Raw genomic sequence first — 15,412 nt, forward strand, 5'->3', positions numbered from 1 at the left:
GCCGCCCCCGCCCCGGGGGCGGCGCCGGTCGCGTCGGCGCTGCAGCGCTGCTTCGGCGAGGCGGCCGGCTCGATCGCCACCGAGCACTGGAACACCCGCCCGCTGCTGGTGCGGGCCGCGGAGCGCTCCGCGCAGGGCGGCCGCGGCGACTTCGACGACCTGCTGTCCACCGCCGACGTCGACGAGCTGCTGGGCCCGCGCGCGCTGCGCACCCCGTTCTTCACCATGGTCAAGGACGGTGTCGGCCTGCCGCGCAGCGCCTTCACCCGCAGCGCCGTCGCCGGCAACCAGCAGCTGAACGACCTGCCCGACAGCGACGGGATCGCCCGCTCCTTCGCCGACGGCGCCACGATCGTCCTGCAGGCGCTGCACCGCACGTGGCCGCCGCTGGCGACGTTCTGCGCCGACCTGGCCGCCGAGCTGGGCCACCAGTGCCAGGTCAACGTCTACGTCACGCCGCCGGGCGCGCAGGGCTTCAAGCCCCACCACGACACCCACGACGTGGTCGTGCTGCAGGTCGACGGCCGCAAGCACTGGACGATCCACCCGCCGGTGGTCGAGCTGCCGCTGAAGTCGCAGCCGTCGAAGGCGCTGGGCCCGGACCCGGTCGGCGGGCGGGCCCCGGTGATCGACACCGTGCTCGAGCCCGGCGACGCCCTCTACCTGCCCCGCGGCTGGCTGCACTCCGCGCGCACCACCGAGGACCGCTCGGTGCACCTGACGGTGGGGCTCCTGGCGACCACGTGGGCCGACGTGCTCTCCGACGCCGTGGCCGGCGCCGGCCGCGACGACGTCGCGCTGCGCCGCGCCCTGCCGCTGCCGGGGCAGGACGTCGACGTCGACGCCTTCCGCACCGCCGCGGCGCGCTGGCTGGAGGGCCTGGACGACGCCGCCGTGCGCCGGCTCGTGCAGCGCCGCCGCGACCGGGCCGTGCCCGCCGAGCCGGTGGGGGCGCTCGCCCAGGACGCCACCGCGCGCGCGCTGGCGGCCGGCACGCGCCTGCGCCCGCGCCGCGGGCTGACGACGCGGCTGGCCGACGCCGGGGACCGCGTCGAGCTGGTCCTGCCCGACCGGCGGGTGACGTTCCCCGGGTGGGTGCGCCCGGCCCTGGAGCACGTGCTGGCCTCGGCCAGCACGTGCGCCGGGGAGCTCGCGGCCGCGGGGACCGGGGTGGACGAGGGCGACGCGCTCGTGGTGCTGCGCCGCCTGCTGCGCGAGAACGTCCTGCTGCCCGCGGGGCCGGCCTGAGCCCTGCCGGCGCGGTGGGTGAGCGGTTCTCCTGCGCCGCGCGGGCGCAGGAGGACCGCGACCAGCTGCTCGGCACCGCCACGCCCGTTCGCGGCTACCTGCTCGTGGAGGAGCCCGGGCCGTGGGGGCCGGGGGCGGTGCCCGCCTCCCGGCTGGGGGAGGCCACCACCGCGCGGCTGCGCGAGGTGGCCGCGGCGCGCGGGGTGAAGCTGCTGCTGGTTCGCCGCCCCGACGCCGCCGGCCGCGACCCCGGCGGGCCCCGGCGGCTGTTCCTCGCCGACTGCCGGCGCGGCCGCACCCGGCTGCGCACCCGCCTCTCCCCGCTCGACGCCCTGACGGCGGCGGTCGCCGAGGACGGGGGGTGGCGGGATGCGACGGGGCCGCTGCTGCTGGTGTGCACGCACGGGCGCAAGGACTGGTGCTGCGCGGTGCGCGGGCGCCCCGTCGTCACCGCGCTCGCCGCGCTGGACGCGACCGCGGTGTGGGAGTGCTCGCACCTGGGCGGGGACCGCTTCGCCGCCACCGCGCTGTCCCTGCCCGGCGGCGCGGTGCACGGCCACCTCGCACCCGGCGACGCGTCAGCGCTGCTGGCCGCGGTGCGCGCCGGCCGAGTGCTGCCGGACCGGCTGCGCGGTCGCTGCGGCGACGCGGGGGTCGTCCAGGCCGCCGAGGGGCACGCGCGCCTGGTGCTGGGCGAGGACCGCCTCGACGCCTTCACGCCGCTGCACGCCGCTCGCCTGCCCGAGGGGCCGGACGGGCGGGTGCGCTGGCGGGTCCGCTTCGACGTGCACGGCCCGCTGGAGGTGGACCTGGCGGAGGGCCGCGCGCCGGCGCACCGGCTGACGTGCTCGGCCGGCACCGCGCAGCAGGCGCGCACCTGGGAACTGCTCGAGCTGCGCCGCTGACGGCCGTTCCCGATCGGGGGGTCGGGAACGGCCGTCAGCGGCGCGGGCGGGTCACTCGCCCCGCAGGCGCCCGGCGACCGTCACGACGCGGGTGGCGAGGTGGTCCAGCGCGGCCAGCTCGGCCTCGCCCAGCGGGATGTCGTTGTTCCCGCCGGTGACGTGGCTGACGCCGTAGGGGTTGCCGTCGACGAACTTGAGCGGGTCGGTGTACCCGGGGGCCACGACGATGCCGCCGAAGTGGTGGATCGTGTTGTACAGCGCCAGCAGGGTGGACTCCTGCCCGCCGTGGGCGGTCTGGCTGGCGGTGAAGCCGGCGTACACCTTGTCCGCCAGCAGGCCCTGGCCCCACTGCGGGCCGAGGGAGTCGATGAAGGTCTTCAGCTGCCCGGCGATGTTGCCGTAGCGCGTGGGGGAGCCGAACAGGACGGCGTCGGCCCACACGACGTCGTCGGCCGTGGCGGCCGGCTCGGTGGCGTTCGCGCTGTGCTCGGCCTGCGCCTCGCTGGTGGCGCGCTCCCCGCCGGTGGTCTGGCGCGCGACCTGCCGCAGCCGCACCTCCGCACCGGCGCGCTCACCGGCCTCGGCGGCGCGCTGGGCCATGCCCCGCACGGTCCCGGTGGCCGAGTAGTACACGATGGCGAGCTTCACGCTCACGGCGTTCCCCCTCCAGGTCGTTGAACCGGCAACCAGCCGGTGGTCCCAACGTAGACCCGTGCGCGCGAGGCGTCGAGACGGGCGGGTCGCCCCCGCGGGGCCACCCGCCCGCCACCGCGGCTCAGGCCGGCCCGGCGCCCAGGACGACCTCGAACTCCAGCAGGCTGGCACCGGTGGCCACCGGCTTCGCCCGCTCACCGGCGTGCGCCTCCTTCGCGCCCCCGCCCGCCCACGCCTGGAACGCCTCCTCGGTCTCCCACTTCGTGTAGACGAAGTAGCGGGACTCACCGGCCACCGGGCGCAGCAGCTCGAACCCCAGGAAGCCCTCCGTGCCCTCCACCGCACCCATCCGGCGCGCGAAGCGGCGCTCCAGCTCCGGCCCGCCGCCCTCGGGGACCTCGATCGCGTTGATCTTCACGACAGCCATGCCGCCAGCCTGCCACGCGCGCGCGCCAGCGGCCCGGGGCCGGTGCGCGGGGACCGGGCGGGTCCCCTCCGCCCGCCCGGCTCCCCGCGCCCGCGCACGCCCCGGGTCGGCGGCCGTCAGGCCGCGAGGGCGGCCACGGGGGGCGTGCGCGCCGCGCGCCGCGCCGGCAGCACGGAGGCCAGCACACCGGCGAGCGCGGCGACCACCACGATCCCGGCGATCCGCAGCCACGGCACGTCGAGGACGACCGGCCCCTCCGCCGCGAGCACCGACGCGGTGCCCGCCAGCCCGTACGCGGTGCCCAGCGCGACGCCCAGCACCCCCGCCACGCCGGCCACCAGCAGCGCCTCCCAGGCCAGCAGCGCCCGCAGCTGCCCGCGGGTCAGGCCCAGGGCGCGCAGCAGGCCGGACTCCTGCCGCCGCTCCACCACCGACAGCGCCAGGGTGTTGCCCACGCCCAGCAGCGCGATGACGACCGCCACGCCCAGCAGGCCGGTGACGACGAGCAGCATGGTCGTCAGGACCTGGTCGAAGGCGGCGCGCACCGCCACGACGCCGCTGACGTCGCTGCTGGGCAGCGCCGCGGCCACCGCCTCGGACACCGCGTCGACGGCCTCGGCCTGGCCGGCCGCGTCCAGGGAGTCGTCCAGGCGCAACCACGCGGCGCGCACCACCGCGGCCGGGTCGGCGCGGCGGAGGTCCGCGGCCGTCGCGAGCACCCCCTGCTCGGAGTCGGGTGCCACGACGACGCTCAGCTCGACGGGCGAGCCGCCCTCGGCGGAGATCCGCACCGTGCCGCCGGCCGCCAGGCCGAGCGCCCCGGCCGCGTACCCGGACACCACCAGCTCCCCGGGGGCGGGGACCGGGGCGCGCTGCTGCGAGCGCACCACCGCGGCCGCCTCGTCGGGGTCCACGCCCAGCACGCCCGTCGTGCCCAGCTCGCCGAGGGACACCTCGCCCTCCAGCACCGGCACGGCGCGCACCACCCCCGGCACCTCACCCAGCCGCTGCAGCAGCGCGTCGTCCACCGGCTCCTCCCAGGAGGAGACGACGACGTCCGTGGGGTAGCCGGCCTCCAGCAGGCCCCCGGCGGTGGCCCGTGTGGAGGAGGCCCCCACGACCATCGCGGTGGTCAGCGTGACGCCGATGAGCAGCGCCGTCGCCGTCGCCGCCGTGCGGCGCGGGTTGCGCACCGCGTTGCCGGCCGCCAGTCGCGCGGGCGTCCCGGCGCCCCGGACCAGCCGCCCGGCCAGCCCCACGACCACGGGGACCGCCCGCTGGCTGAGCAGCACGACACCGACGAAGTTCACCGCTCCCGCCAGCACCGCCGGTTCCAGCACGCCCTGCGCGGCGAACCAGGCCAGGGCCGCCGCCGAGGGGACGGTGAGCACCAGCCCGGCGACCAGGCGGAGCAGCCCCCCGCGCGAACGCACCGGCGCGGCGACCAGCGGCCGCAGCGCCGCCAGGGGCGCCACGCGGGTCGCGGCCCGAGCCGGCGCCAGGGCCGCCAGCACCGTCACGACGGTGCCCAGCGCGACGCCCAGCACCAGGGCGTGCACCGGGACCCGCAGCTCGTCCAGCGGGACGGGGGAGTCCGCGTCGGCGGCCACCCGGGAGACCAGCGCCGCCAGCCCCACCCCGGCGGCCGCCCCGGCCAGCGAGGCCAGCAGGCCGACCACGGCCGCCTCCAGCAGCACCGAGCGCGCGGTCTGCCCGCGGGTGGCACCCACGCACCGCAGCAGCGCCAGTTCACGGGTGCGCTGGGCCAGCAGCACGGCGAACGTGTTGGCGATGACGAGGCCGGCGACCAGGACGGTCACGGCGCCGAACACCAGCAGGACCGTGGTCAGCGCGGCCGCGTCGCCCGTGAAGGTGGACGCGACGTCCTGCGCGGCCTCCTCGCCGGTGCGCACGACCAGACCGCCCGTCACGGCGCCGGCGACCGCGGCCGCCACCTGGTCGCCGTCCGCGCCGGGGGCGGCCGCGACCCGCAGCCGGGAGACGTCGGCCGCACCCCACTGCCGCAACTGGTCCTCGGTGGCGAACAGGCGCCCGTACAGCCCCGCGGTCGGATCGCCTCGCAGGTCCACGACCCCGACGACCCGCACCTGCGTGGTGGTGGCCGGGGCGTCCGCGTCGCCGGACGGCTGCCGCTCGACGTCCAGGACGTCGCCCACGGCAGCGCCGAGGCGGTCGCTGACGGCGACCTCGCCGGGCGCCTCCGGCAGCCGGCCGGCGCTGGTGCTCTCCCAGCGCAGCGGGCCGGGCGCCGTGACGGCACCGGCCTGCGCGTAGGAGCTCCCGCTGCGCCCGGGCAGGCGCACCTGCACGTCGGCCTCGCGGTCGGCGAAGACCTGCGCGACGTCCGGCAGCGCGCTCACCGGCTCCGCGGCCGTGCGCAGCGCCGCGGTGCCCGCCGCGGGGTCGGTGCCCGCCTCGGCGGTCACGACGGCGGCGCTGGTGACGAAGGGCGCGCCGACCGCCTTGAGCAGGCTGGCGCTCGCGGAGGAGTTCAGCACGAGGGTCGCCACGACGAAGGCGACGGCGATGACGACGGCCAGGCAGGAGGCGAGCACCCGCCCGGCGTGGGCGCGCAGCTGCGCCAGGGTTGTCCGCAGCACGGGTCAGGCCCCCAGGGTGCGCAGGGCGTCGATGACGTCGTCGGACGTGGGCGCCGTCAGGCCCCCGGCCAGGTGCCCGTCGGCCAGCAGCACGACGCGGTCGGCGTAGCTGGCCGCGACCGGGTCGTGGGTGACCATCACGACGGTCTGGCCGAACTCGCGCACGGCCGAGCGCAGCAGGCCCAGCACCTCCGCTCCGGCGCGCGAGTCGAGGTTCCCGGTGGGCTCGTCGGCGAACACGACGTCCGGGCGGGGCAGCAGCGCGCGGCCGACGGCCACGCGCTGCTGCTGCCCGCCGGAGAGTTCCGACGGCTTGTGCCGCAGACGGTTCGCCAGGCCGAGGCGGTCCACGACCTCGTCGTGCCACGCGCGGTCGGGGGAGCGGCCGGCCAGCTGCATCGGCAGGACGAGGTTCTCCCCGGCGGTCAGGACCGGCAGCAGGTTGAACGACTGGAACACGAACCCGATCCGGTCGCGGCGCAGGCGCGTCAGCTCCGCGTCGCGCAGCGCGGTCAGTTCGGTCTCACCCAGGAACACCTGCCCGGCGCTGGCGGTGTCCAGCCCCGCCAGGCAGTGCATCAGGGTGGACTTGCCGGAGCCCGAGGGGCCCATGATGGCGGTGAACTCCCCGCGGGAGAACTCCACGTCCACGCCCGCCAGGGCGTGCACGGCGGCGTCGCCGCGTCCGTACGTCTTGCGCAGGCCGACGGCGCGCACCGCCGGCACCGCGGCGTGCAGCACCTCCGGGGAGCGGGTGGGGCGCGGTGTGGGCACGGGGGTTCTCCTCGCGGTCGGGGCGTGCCGGCACTGCCGGCGTCGAACCCCTCGACCGTAGGGACGCAGCGGGCGCCGCCGCGTCGGGCGCGGAGCTGATCCGCGTGCCGCCACGGCCTCGCCCCACCGGTGGAGGCCCCGGCCGCGCGTCATCCCCGGGTCGTACGCGCGCGGCCGGTCCGCGGGGCCGCCTCAGCGGGCGTCGCGCAGCACGTCCCCGGGCTGCACCATGCCCGCGGTGTAGGCCAGCACGACGGCCTGCACCCGGTCGCGCGAACCGGTCTTGGCGAGCACCCGGCCCACGTGCGTCTTGACGGTGGCCTCCGACACCACGAACCGCTCGGCGATCTCGGAGTTCGTCAGCCCGTGCGCCATGCACTCCAGCACCTCCAGCTCGCGCGGGGTGAGGTCCGGCGGCAGCGCCCGCGGGGCGGCGGGGGAGGCCGCGCCCTGGCGCAGCATCGGGCCGACGTGCTGCAGCAGGCGGCGGGTGGAGCTGGCGGCGATGACCGCGTCCCCGGCGTGCACGGTGCGCACGGCGGCGAGCATCTCCTCCGGCGGTGCGTCCTTCAGGAGGAACCCGCTGGCTCCCGCGCCGATCGCGGCCACGACGTACTCGTCCAGGTCGAACGTGGTCAGCACCACGACCCGCGGCGCGGGGTCCCCCTCGGCCCGCGGTGCGGTGGTGATGCGCCGGGTGGCCTCGATGCCGTCGATGCCGGGCATGCGCACGTCCATCAGGACGACGTCGCAGTCGGTGCGTTCGACGAGCTGGAGCGCGGCCAGCCCGTCCGAGGCCTCGCCGACCACCTCCAGGTCGGGCTGGGAGTCGATGACCATGCGGAAACCCGCGCGGACGAGCTGCTGGTCGTCGACGAGGACGACGCGGACGGCGGGCACGGGGACCTCCGGGGTCGGGACGGGACGGGTCGGGCACCGCTCAGCGCGGCGACGCGTACGGCAGCGTGGCACGGACGCTGAACCCGCCGCCCGGGCGCGGGCCGGTGACCACGGCACCGCCGTGCAGCCGGGCCCGCTCGGCCATGCCGGCCAGGCCCTGCCCCCCGGGACTGGGGGTGACCAGGGCGGCGGCGCCGCGCCCGTCGTCGTCCACGCCCAGCCGCAGCGCGTCCGGGTCCCAGCGGACCTCGACGCGGGCGCGGGCGGCGGGGCCGGCGTGCTTGAGGACGTTCGTGAGGGACTCCTGCACGATGCGGTACGCGGCCAGGCCGACGGCCGGCGGCACCTCGCGCGGTTCACCGGTGACGTCCAGCGCGACGTCGAGGCCGCTGGCCCGCACCTGCTCCACGAGGTCGGCCACCTGCGCGGCGTCGGGCTGCGGGGTGCGCTCGTCACCCGGCCCCTGGCGCAGCACGCCCAGCAGGTTGCGCATGTCCGCCAGCGCCTGGCGGCCGGTGCTGGAGATGGTGCCCAGGACCTCCGCGGCGGCAGCCGGGTTCGCCGCGGCCGCGTACCGCCCGCCGTCGGCCTGCGCGATGATCACCGACAGGGAGTGGGCGACGACGTCGTGCATCTCGCGGGCGATGCGCTGGCGCTCGGCGGTGGCGGCCAGGCGGGACTCGTTCTCCCGCTCGTTCTCCAGCAGGCGGGCGCGCTCCATCAGGGCCTGCTCGTTGCGGCGTGAGGCGCGCCGCAACCGGCCCAGCAGCCAGGTGGCCACGACGAGCACGGCGATGAACAGCGCGGCGGCCAGGGCGTTGAGCAGGTCCACCGAGGGGAGCACGTAGCGGGCCGGTGCCACCAGCGCGCCGAACAGCCCCAGCAGCAGGCCGCCGCGCGAGGCCCACGGCGCGGCGTAGGCGGCCAGGGAGTACAGGGCGACGAGCACCGCGACGTTGGCCACCTGCGGGTCGGCCGCGAGCACCGGCTGCAGCAGCCCGCCGGCGGCCACGAGCCCGCCGCTGAGCTCCGGGCGCACGCGGCGCGCGGCCAGCGGCAGGCACATGAGCACGCTGACGAGGACCGCGCCGCCACCGGTGGCGCTGGCGGTGGCGACGCAGACGAAGGTGAGGGCGAGCGCGCCCAGCGAGTCGAGGAGCAGCACGTGGACGCGGGGCCAGGCCACGAGCCGGTCGAACACGTTCTGCTTCTGCACCGCACGAGCGTAGGCGGGGCCCGGGCCGCGGGTCGTCAGCCCGTGGGCGCACCCGGGGCGTCCCCCCGCGGGGGGAGACCGCTGTCCGCCTGTCGAGACGACGGTCCCGGATGCTGGACACAGCGGCCCGGCGCTCCGATAGCCTCACGGGCATGGCGGACACCTTGCGGCTCGCGGTCATCCCCGGCGACGGCATCGGCCAGGAGGTGACGGCCGAGGCCCTGAAGGTGCTCGGCGCCGTCCTCGACGGCACGGGCGCGACGGTCGAGACCACGGAGTACGACCTCGGCGCCCGCCTGTACCACCGCACCGGCGAGACGCTGCCGGACTCCGTCCTGGAGGAGGTCCGCGGTCACGACGCGATCCTGCTCGGCGCGGTCGGCGACCCGAGCGTGCCCAGCGGCGTGCTGGAGCGCGGGCTGCTGCTGAAGCTGCGCTTCGCGCTGGACCACTACGTCAACCTGCGCCCCTCCAAGCTCTACCCCGGCGTGCCCAGCCCGCTGGCCGCGCCCGGCGAGGTCGACTTCGTCGTCGTGCGCGAGGGCACCGAGGGCCCCTACGTCGGCAACGGCGGCGCCCTGCGCGTGGGCACCCCGCACGAGATCGCCACCGAGGTCAGCGTCAACACCGCCTTCGGCGTCGAGCGCGTCGTGCGTGACGCCTTCGCCCGCGCCGCCGCCCGCCCGCGGAAGCAGCTCACGCTCGTGCACAAGCACAACGTCCTCGTGCACGCCGGGCACCTGTGGCGGCGCACCGTCGAGGCCGTGGGCGCGGAGTTCCCCGAGGTGTCCGTGGACTACCTGCACGTCGACGCCGCGACCATCTTCCTCGTCACCGACCCGGCCCGCTTCGACGTGGTCGTCACCGACAACCTCTTCGGCGACATCCTCACCGACCTCGCCGCCGCCGTGACCGGCGGCATCGGGCTGGCCGCCTCCGGCAACGTCAACCCCGACCGCACCGCGCCCAGCATGTTCGAGCCCGTGCACGGTTCCGCCCCCGACATCGCCGGCAGGCAGCTCGCCGACCCCACCGCCGCCGTGCTCAGCGTCGCCCTGCTGCTCGAGCACCTGGGCCTGGCCGACGCGGCCGCCCGCGTGGACGCCGCCGTCACCGCCGACCTGGCCCGCCGCGCCTCCGGGGAGGTCGCCGGCCCGCGCAGCACCGCAGCCGTCGGCGACGCCCTGGCGGCGCTCGCCGCCCGCTGAACCGCCCGTCCCCGGCGAGGCCGCCGGGGGTACCGTCGTCCGCACCGAACCACCGCCTGCCCGCCTTCTGCGAGGAGCACCCGTGAGCACCACCGCGACCGAGACCCCGATGAGCTTCCCCGTTCAGGGCTCGGCCGCCGTGGTGAGCCCCGAGCGCCGCGCGGAGATCCTGGCGGCCCCCGGCTTCGGCAAGCACTTCACCGACCACATGGCGATCGCCACGTGGACGAAGGGCGCCGGCTGGCACGACGCCGCGGTCGTGCCCTACGGCCCGCTGCAGCTGGACCCGGCCGCGGCCGTCCTGCACTACGCGCAGGAGGTCTTCGAGGGGATGAAGGTCTACCGGCACGCCGACGGCAGCGTCTGGTCCTTCCGCCCGGAGGCCAACGCCGCCCGCCTGGCCCGCTCCGCGCGCCGGCTGGCGCTGCCCGAGGTCCCCGAGCAGATGTTCCTCGAGGCCGTCACCTCCCTGGTGCGCGCCGACGAGGCGTGGGTGCCCAGCGGCGGGGAGTCCTCGCTGTACCTGCGCCCGTTCATGGTGGCCACCGAGGCCTTCCTGGGGGTCCGCTCCGCGCACGAGGTGAAGTTCCTCGTCATCGCCTCCCCGGCGGGCAGCTACTTCACCGGCGGCGTGAAGCCGGTCTCCATCTGGCTGTCGCAGGACTACACCCGCGCCGCCTTCGGCGGCACCGGCTCGGCCAAGTGCGGCGGCAACTACGCCGCGAGCCTGGCCGCGCAGGACGAGGCGCACGAGCACGGCTGCGACCAGGTCTGCTTCCTGGACGCCACCGAGCGCCGGTACGTCGAGGAGCTCGGCGGGATGAACCTGTTCTTCGTCCACGACGACGGCACGATCGTCACGCCCGAGCTGACCGGCACGATCCTCGAGGGCATCACCCGCGCCTCGATCCTGGAGCTGGCGGAGGACCTCGGCCACGAGGTCTCCGAGCGCCGCGTGAGCATCGACGAGTGGCGCGAGGGCGTCGCCTCCGGGCGCATCACCGAGGTGTTCGCGTGCGGCACCGCGGCCGTGGTCACCCCCGTGGGCAAGCTGGTCTCCCGCGACGGTGAGCTCGTGCACGGCACCGGCGGCCCCGGTGAGGTCACCGCCACGATCCGGCGGCAGCTGCTGGACGTGCAGTACGGCCGCGCGCAGGACCCGCACGGCTGGATGACGCGCCTGGTCTGACGCCGCCCGCCCGGCGCCCGGCCACCCCGTCGCGGCCCGTCGCGGCCCGGCGCACCCCGTGCAGCCCCGCGGGGTGCGACGCGCGCCCCCCGGCTCACTAGGGTGCTCGGCATGCGCATCGCCAGGTTCACCTCCGCCGGTTCCGACCCGCGCTACGGCGTGGTGGACGGCGCGCCGGGGGAGGAGGAGATCCTCGTCGTCTCCGGCGATCCCCTCTTCGCGCCGCTGAACCCGACCGGTGAGCGGGTGCCCCTGGCCGACGCGCGGCTGCTGGCCCCCGTGATCCCCCGCAGCAAGGTGCTGGGGGTCGGTCGCAACTACGCCGCCCACGCCGCGGAGCTGGGCAACGAGGTGCCCGCCGAGCCGCTGGTCTTCACGGTGCCGAACACCTCCGTCGCCGGCCCGGGCGACCCGCTGCCGATCCCGGGCTGGGCGGGGGAGGAGCTGCACTACGAGGGCGAGCTGGCCGTGGTGATCCGCCGGTTGTGCAAGGACGTGCCCCGTGAGCGGGTCGGCGACGTCGTCTACGGCTACACGGTCGCCAACGACGTCACCGCGCGCAGCCTGCAGGGCCCGGACCAGCAGTGGTGGCGCGCCAAGGGCGCCGACGGGTTCACGCCGCTGGGACCGTGGATCGAGACGGAGCTGGACCCCTCCGACGTGCGCATCGTCACCCGGCTCGCCGCGAGCGCCGACCCCGACGACGCCGGTGAGGTCGTCCAGGACGGGCGCACCTCGCTGATGGTCCACGACGTGCCCTCGATCGTCGCGCACGTCTCGCGCGCCATGACCCTGCTGCCGGGCGACGTCATCCTCACCGGCACGCCGGCCGGGGTCGGCCCCGTGCGGGCCGGTCAGCGCGTCGACGTCGAGGTGGAGGGCATCGGCACCCTGTCCACGCCGTTCACGGCGCCCCGGGACTGAGCCGCGGGGCGGCAGGCGGCACGGGGGCGCGGGCGGCACGGTGGACCGCGGCGGCAATAGGCTGGCGGGGCCATGACTGAGACCGCTCCCGCCCCCGCCGTCCCGGCGCCCGGACCCTCCGGCGTCCGGGTCCGCTTCTGCCCCTCCCCGACGGGCACCCCGCACGTCGGGCTGATCCGCACGGCCTTGTTCAACTGGGCCTACGCCCGCCACACCGGCGGCACGTTCGTGTTCCGCATCGAGGACACCGATGCCGCGCGCGACAGCGAGGAGAGCTACGCGCAGATCCTCGACGCGCTGCGCTGGCTGGGCCTGGACTGGGACGAGGGCGTCGACGTCGGCGGTCCGCACGAGCCGTACCGGCAGAGCCTGCGCCGCGGGATCTACGACGACGTCGTGCAGCGGCTGCTGGCGGCCGGGCACCTGTACGAGTCGTACTCGACGGCGGAGGAGATCGAGGCCCGCCACGAGGCCGCCGGTCGCTCCAAGGTGCTGGGTTACGACAACCACGACCGCGACCTGACCCCGGAGCAGGTCGCCGCCTTCCGGGCCGAGGGCCGGCAGCCCACGCTGCGGCTGCGGGTGCCGCAGGACCGCGACTACTCCTTCGACGACCTCGTGCGTGGACGCATCGAGTTCAAGGCCGGCTCCTTCCCCGACCCCGTCCTGGTGCGCGCGAACGGAGAGCCGCTGTACACCCTGGTCAACCCCGTGGACGACGCGCTCATGGGCATCACCCACGTGCTGCGCGGGGAGGACCTGCTGAGCTCCACCGCCCGCCAGATCGCGCTGTACGAGGCGCTCATCGACATCGGCGTCGCGCGGGACGTCCCGCGCTTCGGGCACCTGCCGTACGTCATGGGGGAGGGCAACAAGAAGCTGTCCAAGCGCGACCCCGAGTCGAACCTCTTCCACCACCGCGAGCGGGGTTTCACCCGCGAGGGGCTGCTGAACTACCTGGCGCTGCTGGGCTGGGGCATCGCCGAGGACCGCGACGTCTTCACCCTGGAGGAGATGGTCGCCGCCTTCGACGTCGCCGACGTCAACGCCTCCCCGGCGCGCTTCGACGTCGCCAAGGCCGAGGCGATCAACGCCACGCACCTGCGGATGCTCGCGCCGGAGGACTTCCGCGAGCGCCTGGTGCCGTACCTGCAGTCCGCCGGCGTGCTGCCGGCCGAGCCCACCACCGAGCAGCGGCAGCGGCTGGCCGACGCGGCGCCCCTGGTGCAGGAGCGCATGACCCTCCTCGGCCAGGCGCCCGGGATGCTGGGTTTCCTGTTCACCGCGGACGAGGACGTGGTGCTGGAGCAGGACGCGGTCGCGGCGCTGCGCCCGGAGGCCGCCGACGTGCTCGACGCCGCGCTGGCGGCCCTGGAGGGGCTGGCGGAGTGGGTCACGCCCGGGATCGAGGCGGCGCTGCGCGCCGCGGTCGTCGACGGGCTGGGGATCAAGCCCAAGTTCGCCTTCGCGCCCCTGCGCACGGCCGTGACGGGCCGGCGGGTCTCCCCGCCGCTGTTCGAGTCGATGGAGATCCTGGGCCGCGACGCGTCGCTGGTGCGGCTGCGGCGGCTGCGTTCCACGCTGGGCTGACACCGGCGTCCCGTTCCGCCCCCGTGCGGGGCGGGACGGGACGCCGGACGGCTCAGGTCGGGCGCCCGGGTGCCGATTTGGGGAGCGGCGCCGGGACCCGGTAGAGTCTGCGACGCGCCCGGGCGGTTCGCCGGCCGGGAGATCACCATGGGGTATGGTGTAATTGGCAGCACGACTGATTCTGGTTCAGTTAGTCTAGGTTCGAGTCCTGGTACCCCAGCGCGCGGCACAGTCGATCACCGGTGAGACTCCGTGAACGCTGAGCTGAGCGAGCTAGGGCCCCGTTGTGTAGCGGCCTAGCACGCCGCCCTCTCAAGGCGGTAGCGCGGGTTCGAATCCCGTCGGGGCTACTGCAGGAGATTCCCGGTCGATCGCCGGTCGTCTCGTGCTGGATGAAGGACGTTCCTGTGGGAACGAGTGAGCTAGGGCCCCGTTGTGTAGCGGCCTAGCACGCCGCCCTCTCAAGGCGGTAGCGCGGGTTCGAATCCCGTCGGGGCTACTCCTGAAGGCCCCCGGTCGACGACCGGGGGCCTTCGTCGTGCCCGGTGCCCGTCACCCCTCCGGCGGGGGCGGCCCGCCGAAGCGCCGTGCGGAGTGGTGCTGCTGGGCCAGGCGCCGCAGGGCGAGCAGCACCGGTTCGTGCAGGACGGTCCCCAGCACGGCGAACTCCACCGCGTCGGCGACGTCCTCGCCCGGGATGGCGTCGACCTCCTCGCGCGCGACCGCGTCCGCGGCGCGCGCGTACCGCTGCAGCGCCGCCGGCTCCACGGGGAAGCCCGCTCCGGCCAGGGCCGCCAGCGCGGCACCCAGCTGAGCGAGGCTGGCGCAGCGGGGGTCGACCCGCCAGCCGGCGTCCGCGACGAGGGCCGCGGCCGCCCCCGCACCGTCGGCGGGAGCCTCGGGTGCGGGGGAGCCCGCCAGCGCGTCGTGGGCCGTGCCCAGCGCGGTCGTCAGGGGCGTCGTGCCGTCCAGGCAGGCCAGCACGTCGCGGACGCGGGCGATCGGCAGCCCGCCCACCTCGGTCAGCGCGCGCACCAGGCGCAGGCGCCGGACGTGCTCCTCGCCGTACTCGGCGCGCGTGGCGCCCGTCGCCCGGCCCGGGGGCAGCAGCCCCTCGCGCAGGTAGTACTTGATCGTCGGGACGGGCACGCCGCTCGCGGCGGCCAGGGCGGAGACGAGCACGGGGACCCCTTGACTGGATAGTTCCGCTGTCCAATGCTGGGCAGTGCAGCTATCCAATCACCGGCCCGCCCTGGAGGTCACCGTGAGGACCCGCACCGGCCGCACCACCCACGTCCACGACGACGGTGTCGTCGTCTTCCTCGTCGGCATGCGCATCAACTCCCCGTGGCGGGTGCGGGCGTGGCTGCCCGTCCTGCTCGCCATGCCGCCGATGCTGCGCGAGCTGGCCGAGCACCCCGAGCACGGGGTGCTCGGGATGCGCACCTGCTGGGGCTCCGGCGGCCCCTTCGTCGTGCAGTACTGGCGCGACGTGGAGTCCCTGCACGCCTACGCGCAGCGCGACGGCGGCCTGCACCGACGCGCCTGGCAGCGGTTCAACGCCCGCGCCCGCGCCGCCCGCGGAGCGGTCGGCGTCTGGCACGAGACGTACGCGGTGCCCGCCGGCCACCACGAGTCCATCGCCGTGGACGTTCCCGTGGCCGGCCTGGCCGCCGCCACGCGCAGCGTGCCGGTGTCCGCCCGCGGCGAGCGCGCCGCCCAGCGGATGCGGCTGCGCGAGCCGTCCGGGGCCTAG

14 protein-coding genes and 3 tRNA genes are annotated in these 15,412 nt (G+C 76.4%); 10 read left to right on the plus strand and 7 right to left on the minus strand.

Going from position 1 to position 15,412, the window contains the following annotated elements; genetic code table 11:
- Together ACRYR8_RS14195 and ACRYR8_RS14200 are read left to right on the plus strand one after the other, a co-directional pair.
- On the plus strand, nucleotides 1-1,248 hold a 1,248-nt coding region (locus ACRYR8_RS14195), incomplete at its 5' end, for a cupin domain-containing protein (RefSeq protein WP_432485197.1).
- Between the two features lie 14 nt (nucleotides 1,249-1,262).
- Nucleotides 1,263-2,153 (plus strand): sucrase ferredoxin, encoded by an 891-nt coding sequence (locus tag ACRYR8_RS14200; RefSeq protein WP_432485198.1) that lies wholly within the window; start codon nucleotides 1,263-1,265, stop codon nucleotides 2,151-2,153.
- A gap of 51 nt (nucleotides 2,154-2,204) precedes the next feature.
- On the opposite strand, the gene ACRYR8_RS14205 is transcribed toward ACRYR8_RS14200, so the two are convergent.
- The 6 genes from ACRYR8_RS14205 to ACRYR8_RS14230 all read right to left on the minus strand — a co-directional run bounded on the left by ACRYR8_RS14205 (nucleotide 2,205) and on the right by ACRYR8_RS14230 (nucleotide 8,745).
- Nucleotides 2,205-2,753 (minus strand): flavodoxin family protein, encoded by a 549-nt coding sequence (locus ACRYR8_RS14205; RefSeq protein WP_432485234.1) that lies wholly within the window; start codon nucleotides 2,751-2,753, stop codon nucleotides 2,205-2,207.
- Between the two features lie 175 nt (nucleotides 2,754-2,928).
- A complete protein-coding gene (locus ACRYR8_RS14210; protein WP_432485199.1) occupies nucleotides 2,929-3,234 on the minus strand; it encodes an antibiotic biosynthesis monooxygenase family protein in 306 nt (101 codons plus the stop codon).
- Between the two features lie 116 nt (nucleotides 3,235-3,350).
- Nucleotides 3,351-5,855 carry an ABC transporter permease gene (locus ACRYR8_RS14215; RefSeq protein ID WP_432485200.1) on the minus strand — a complete coding sequence of 835 codons (2,505 nt, stop codon included), beginning with the start codon at nucleotides 5,853-5,855 and terminating at the stop codon, nucleotides 3,351-3,353.
- Nucleotides 5,856-5,858: 3 nt separating this feature from the next.
- On the minus strand, nucleotides 5,859-6,629 hold the full coding sequence (locus ACRYR8_RS14220; protein WP_432485201.1) for an ABC transporter ATP-binding protein: 771 nt from the start codon (nucleotides 6,627-6,629) through the stop codon (nucleotides 5,859-5,861).
- Nucleotides 6,630-6,821: 192 nt separating this feature from the next.
- Nucleotides 6,822-7,529: a response regulator gene (locus tag ACRYR8_RS14225; protein ID WP_432485202.1), complete on the minus strand. Its 708-nt coding sequence runs from the start codon at nucleotides 7,527-7,529 to the stop codon at nucleotides 6,822-6,824.
- A gap of 40 nt (nucleotides 7,530-7,569) precedes the next feature.
- Entirely contained in the window at nucleotides 7,570-8,745 is a 1,176-nt protein-coding gene (locus ACRYR8_RS14230) for a sensor histidine kinase (protein WP_432485203.1), read from the minus strand.
- A 152-nt stretch (nucleotides 8,746-8,897) separates the two neighbouring features.
- Between ACRYR8_RS14230 and ACRYR8_RS14235 the strand changes: the two genes are divergently transcribed.
- The 7 genes from ACRYR8_RS14235 to ACRYR8_RS14265 all read left to right on the plus strand — a co-directional run bounded on the left by ACRYR8_RS14235 (nucleotide 8,898) and on the right by ACRYR8_RS14265 (nucleotide 14,155).
- Nucleotides 8,898-9,953 (plus strand): 3-isopropylmalate dehydrogenase, encoded by a 1,056-nt coding sequence (locus ACRYR8_RS14235; RefSeq protein ID WP_432485204.1) that lies wholly within the window; start codon nucleotides 8,898-8,900, stop codon nucleotides 9,951-9,953.
- Between the two features lie 109 nt (nucleotides 9,954-10,062).
- A complete protein-coding gene (locus ACRYR8_RS14240; RefSeq protein ID WP_432485235.1) occupies nucleotides 10,063-11,142 on the plus strand; it encodes a branched-chain amino acid aminotransferase in 1,080 nt (359 codons plus the stop codon).
- Between the two features lie 111 nt (nucleotides 11,143-11,253).
- Nucleotides 11,254-12,066, plus strand: a complete 813-nt coding sequence (locus ACRYR8_RS14245; protein ID WP_432485205.1) for a fumarylacetoacetate hydrolase family protein — start codon at nucleotides 11,254-11,256, stop codon at nucleotides 12,064-12,066.
- Between the two features lie 72 nt (nucleotides 12,067-12,138).
- Entirely contained in the window at nucleotides 12,139-13,656 is a 1,518-nt protein-coding gene (gltX, locus tag ACRYR8_RS14250; protein WP_432485207.1) for a glutamate--tRNA ligase, read from the plus strand.
- 148 nt (nucleotides 13,657-13,804) lie between these two features.
- Nucleotides 13,805-13,876: transfer RNA gene (locus ACRYR8_RS14255), tRNA-Gln, on the plus strand.
- A 57-nt stretch (nucleotides 13,877-13,933) separates the two neighbouring features.
- Nucleotides 13,934-14,006 (plus strand) — tRNA-Glu (locus ACRYR8_RS14260).
- Between the two features lie 76 nt (nucleotides 14,007-14,082).
- Nucleotides 14,083-14,155 (plus strand) — tRNA-Glu (locus ACRYR8_RS14265).
- 53 nt (nucleotides 14,156-14,208) lie between these two features.
- Here the strand turns inward: ACRYR8_RS14265 and ACRYR8_RS14270 are convergent.
- Nucleotides 14,209-14,838 carry a MerR family transcriptional regulator gene (locus ACRYR8_RS14270; RefSeq protein ID WP_432485208.1) on the minus strand — a complete coding sequence of 210 codons (630 nt, stop codon included), beginning with the start codon at nucleotides 14,836-14,838 and terminating at the stop codon, nucleotides 14,209-14,211.
- Between the two features lie 82 nt (nucleotides 14,839-14,920).
- Between ACRYR8_RS14270 and ACRYR8_RS14275 the strand changes: the two genes are divergently transcribed.
- Nucleotides 14,921-15,412 (plus strand): DUF4188 domain-containing protein, encoded by a 492-nt coding sequence (locus tag ACRYR8_RS14275; RefSeq protein WP_432485209.1) that lies wholly within the window; start codon nucleotides 14,921-14,923, stop codon nucleotides 15,410-15,412.

This window comes from Kineococcus esterisolvens (assembly GCF_050871405.1).
GTDB lineage: Bacteria > Actinomycetota > Actinomycetes > Actinomycetales > Kineococcaceae > Kineococcus.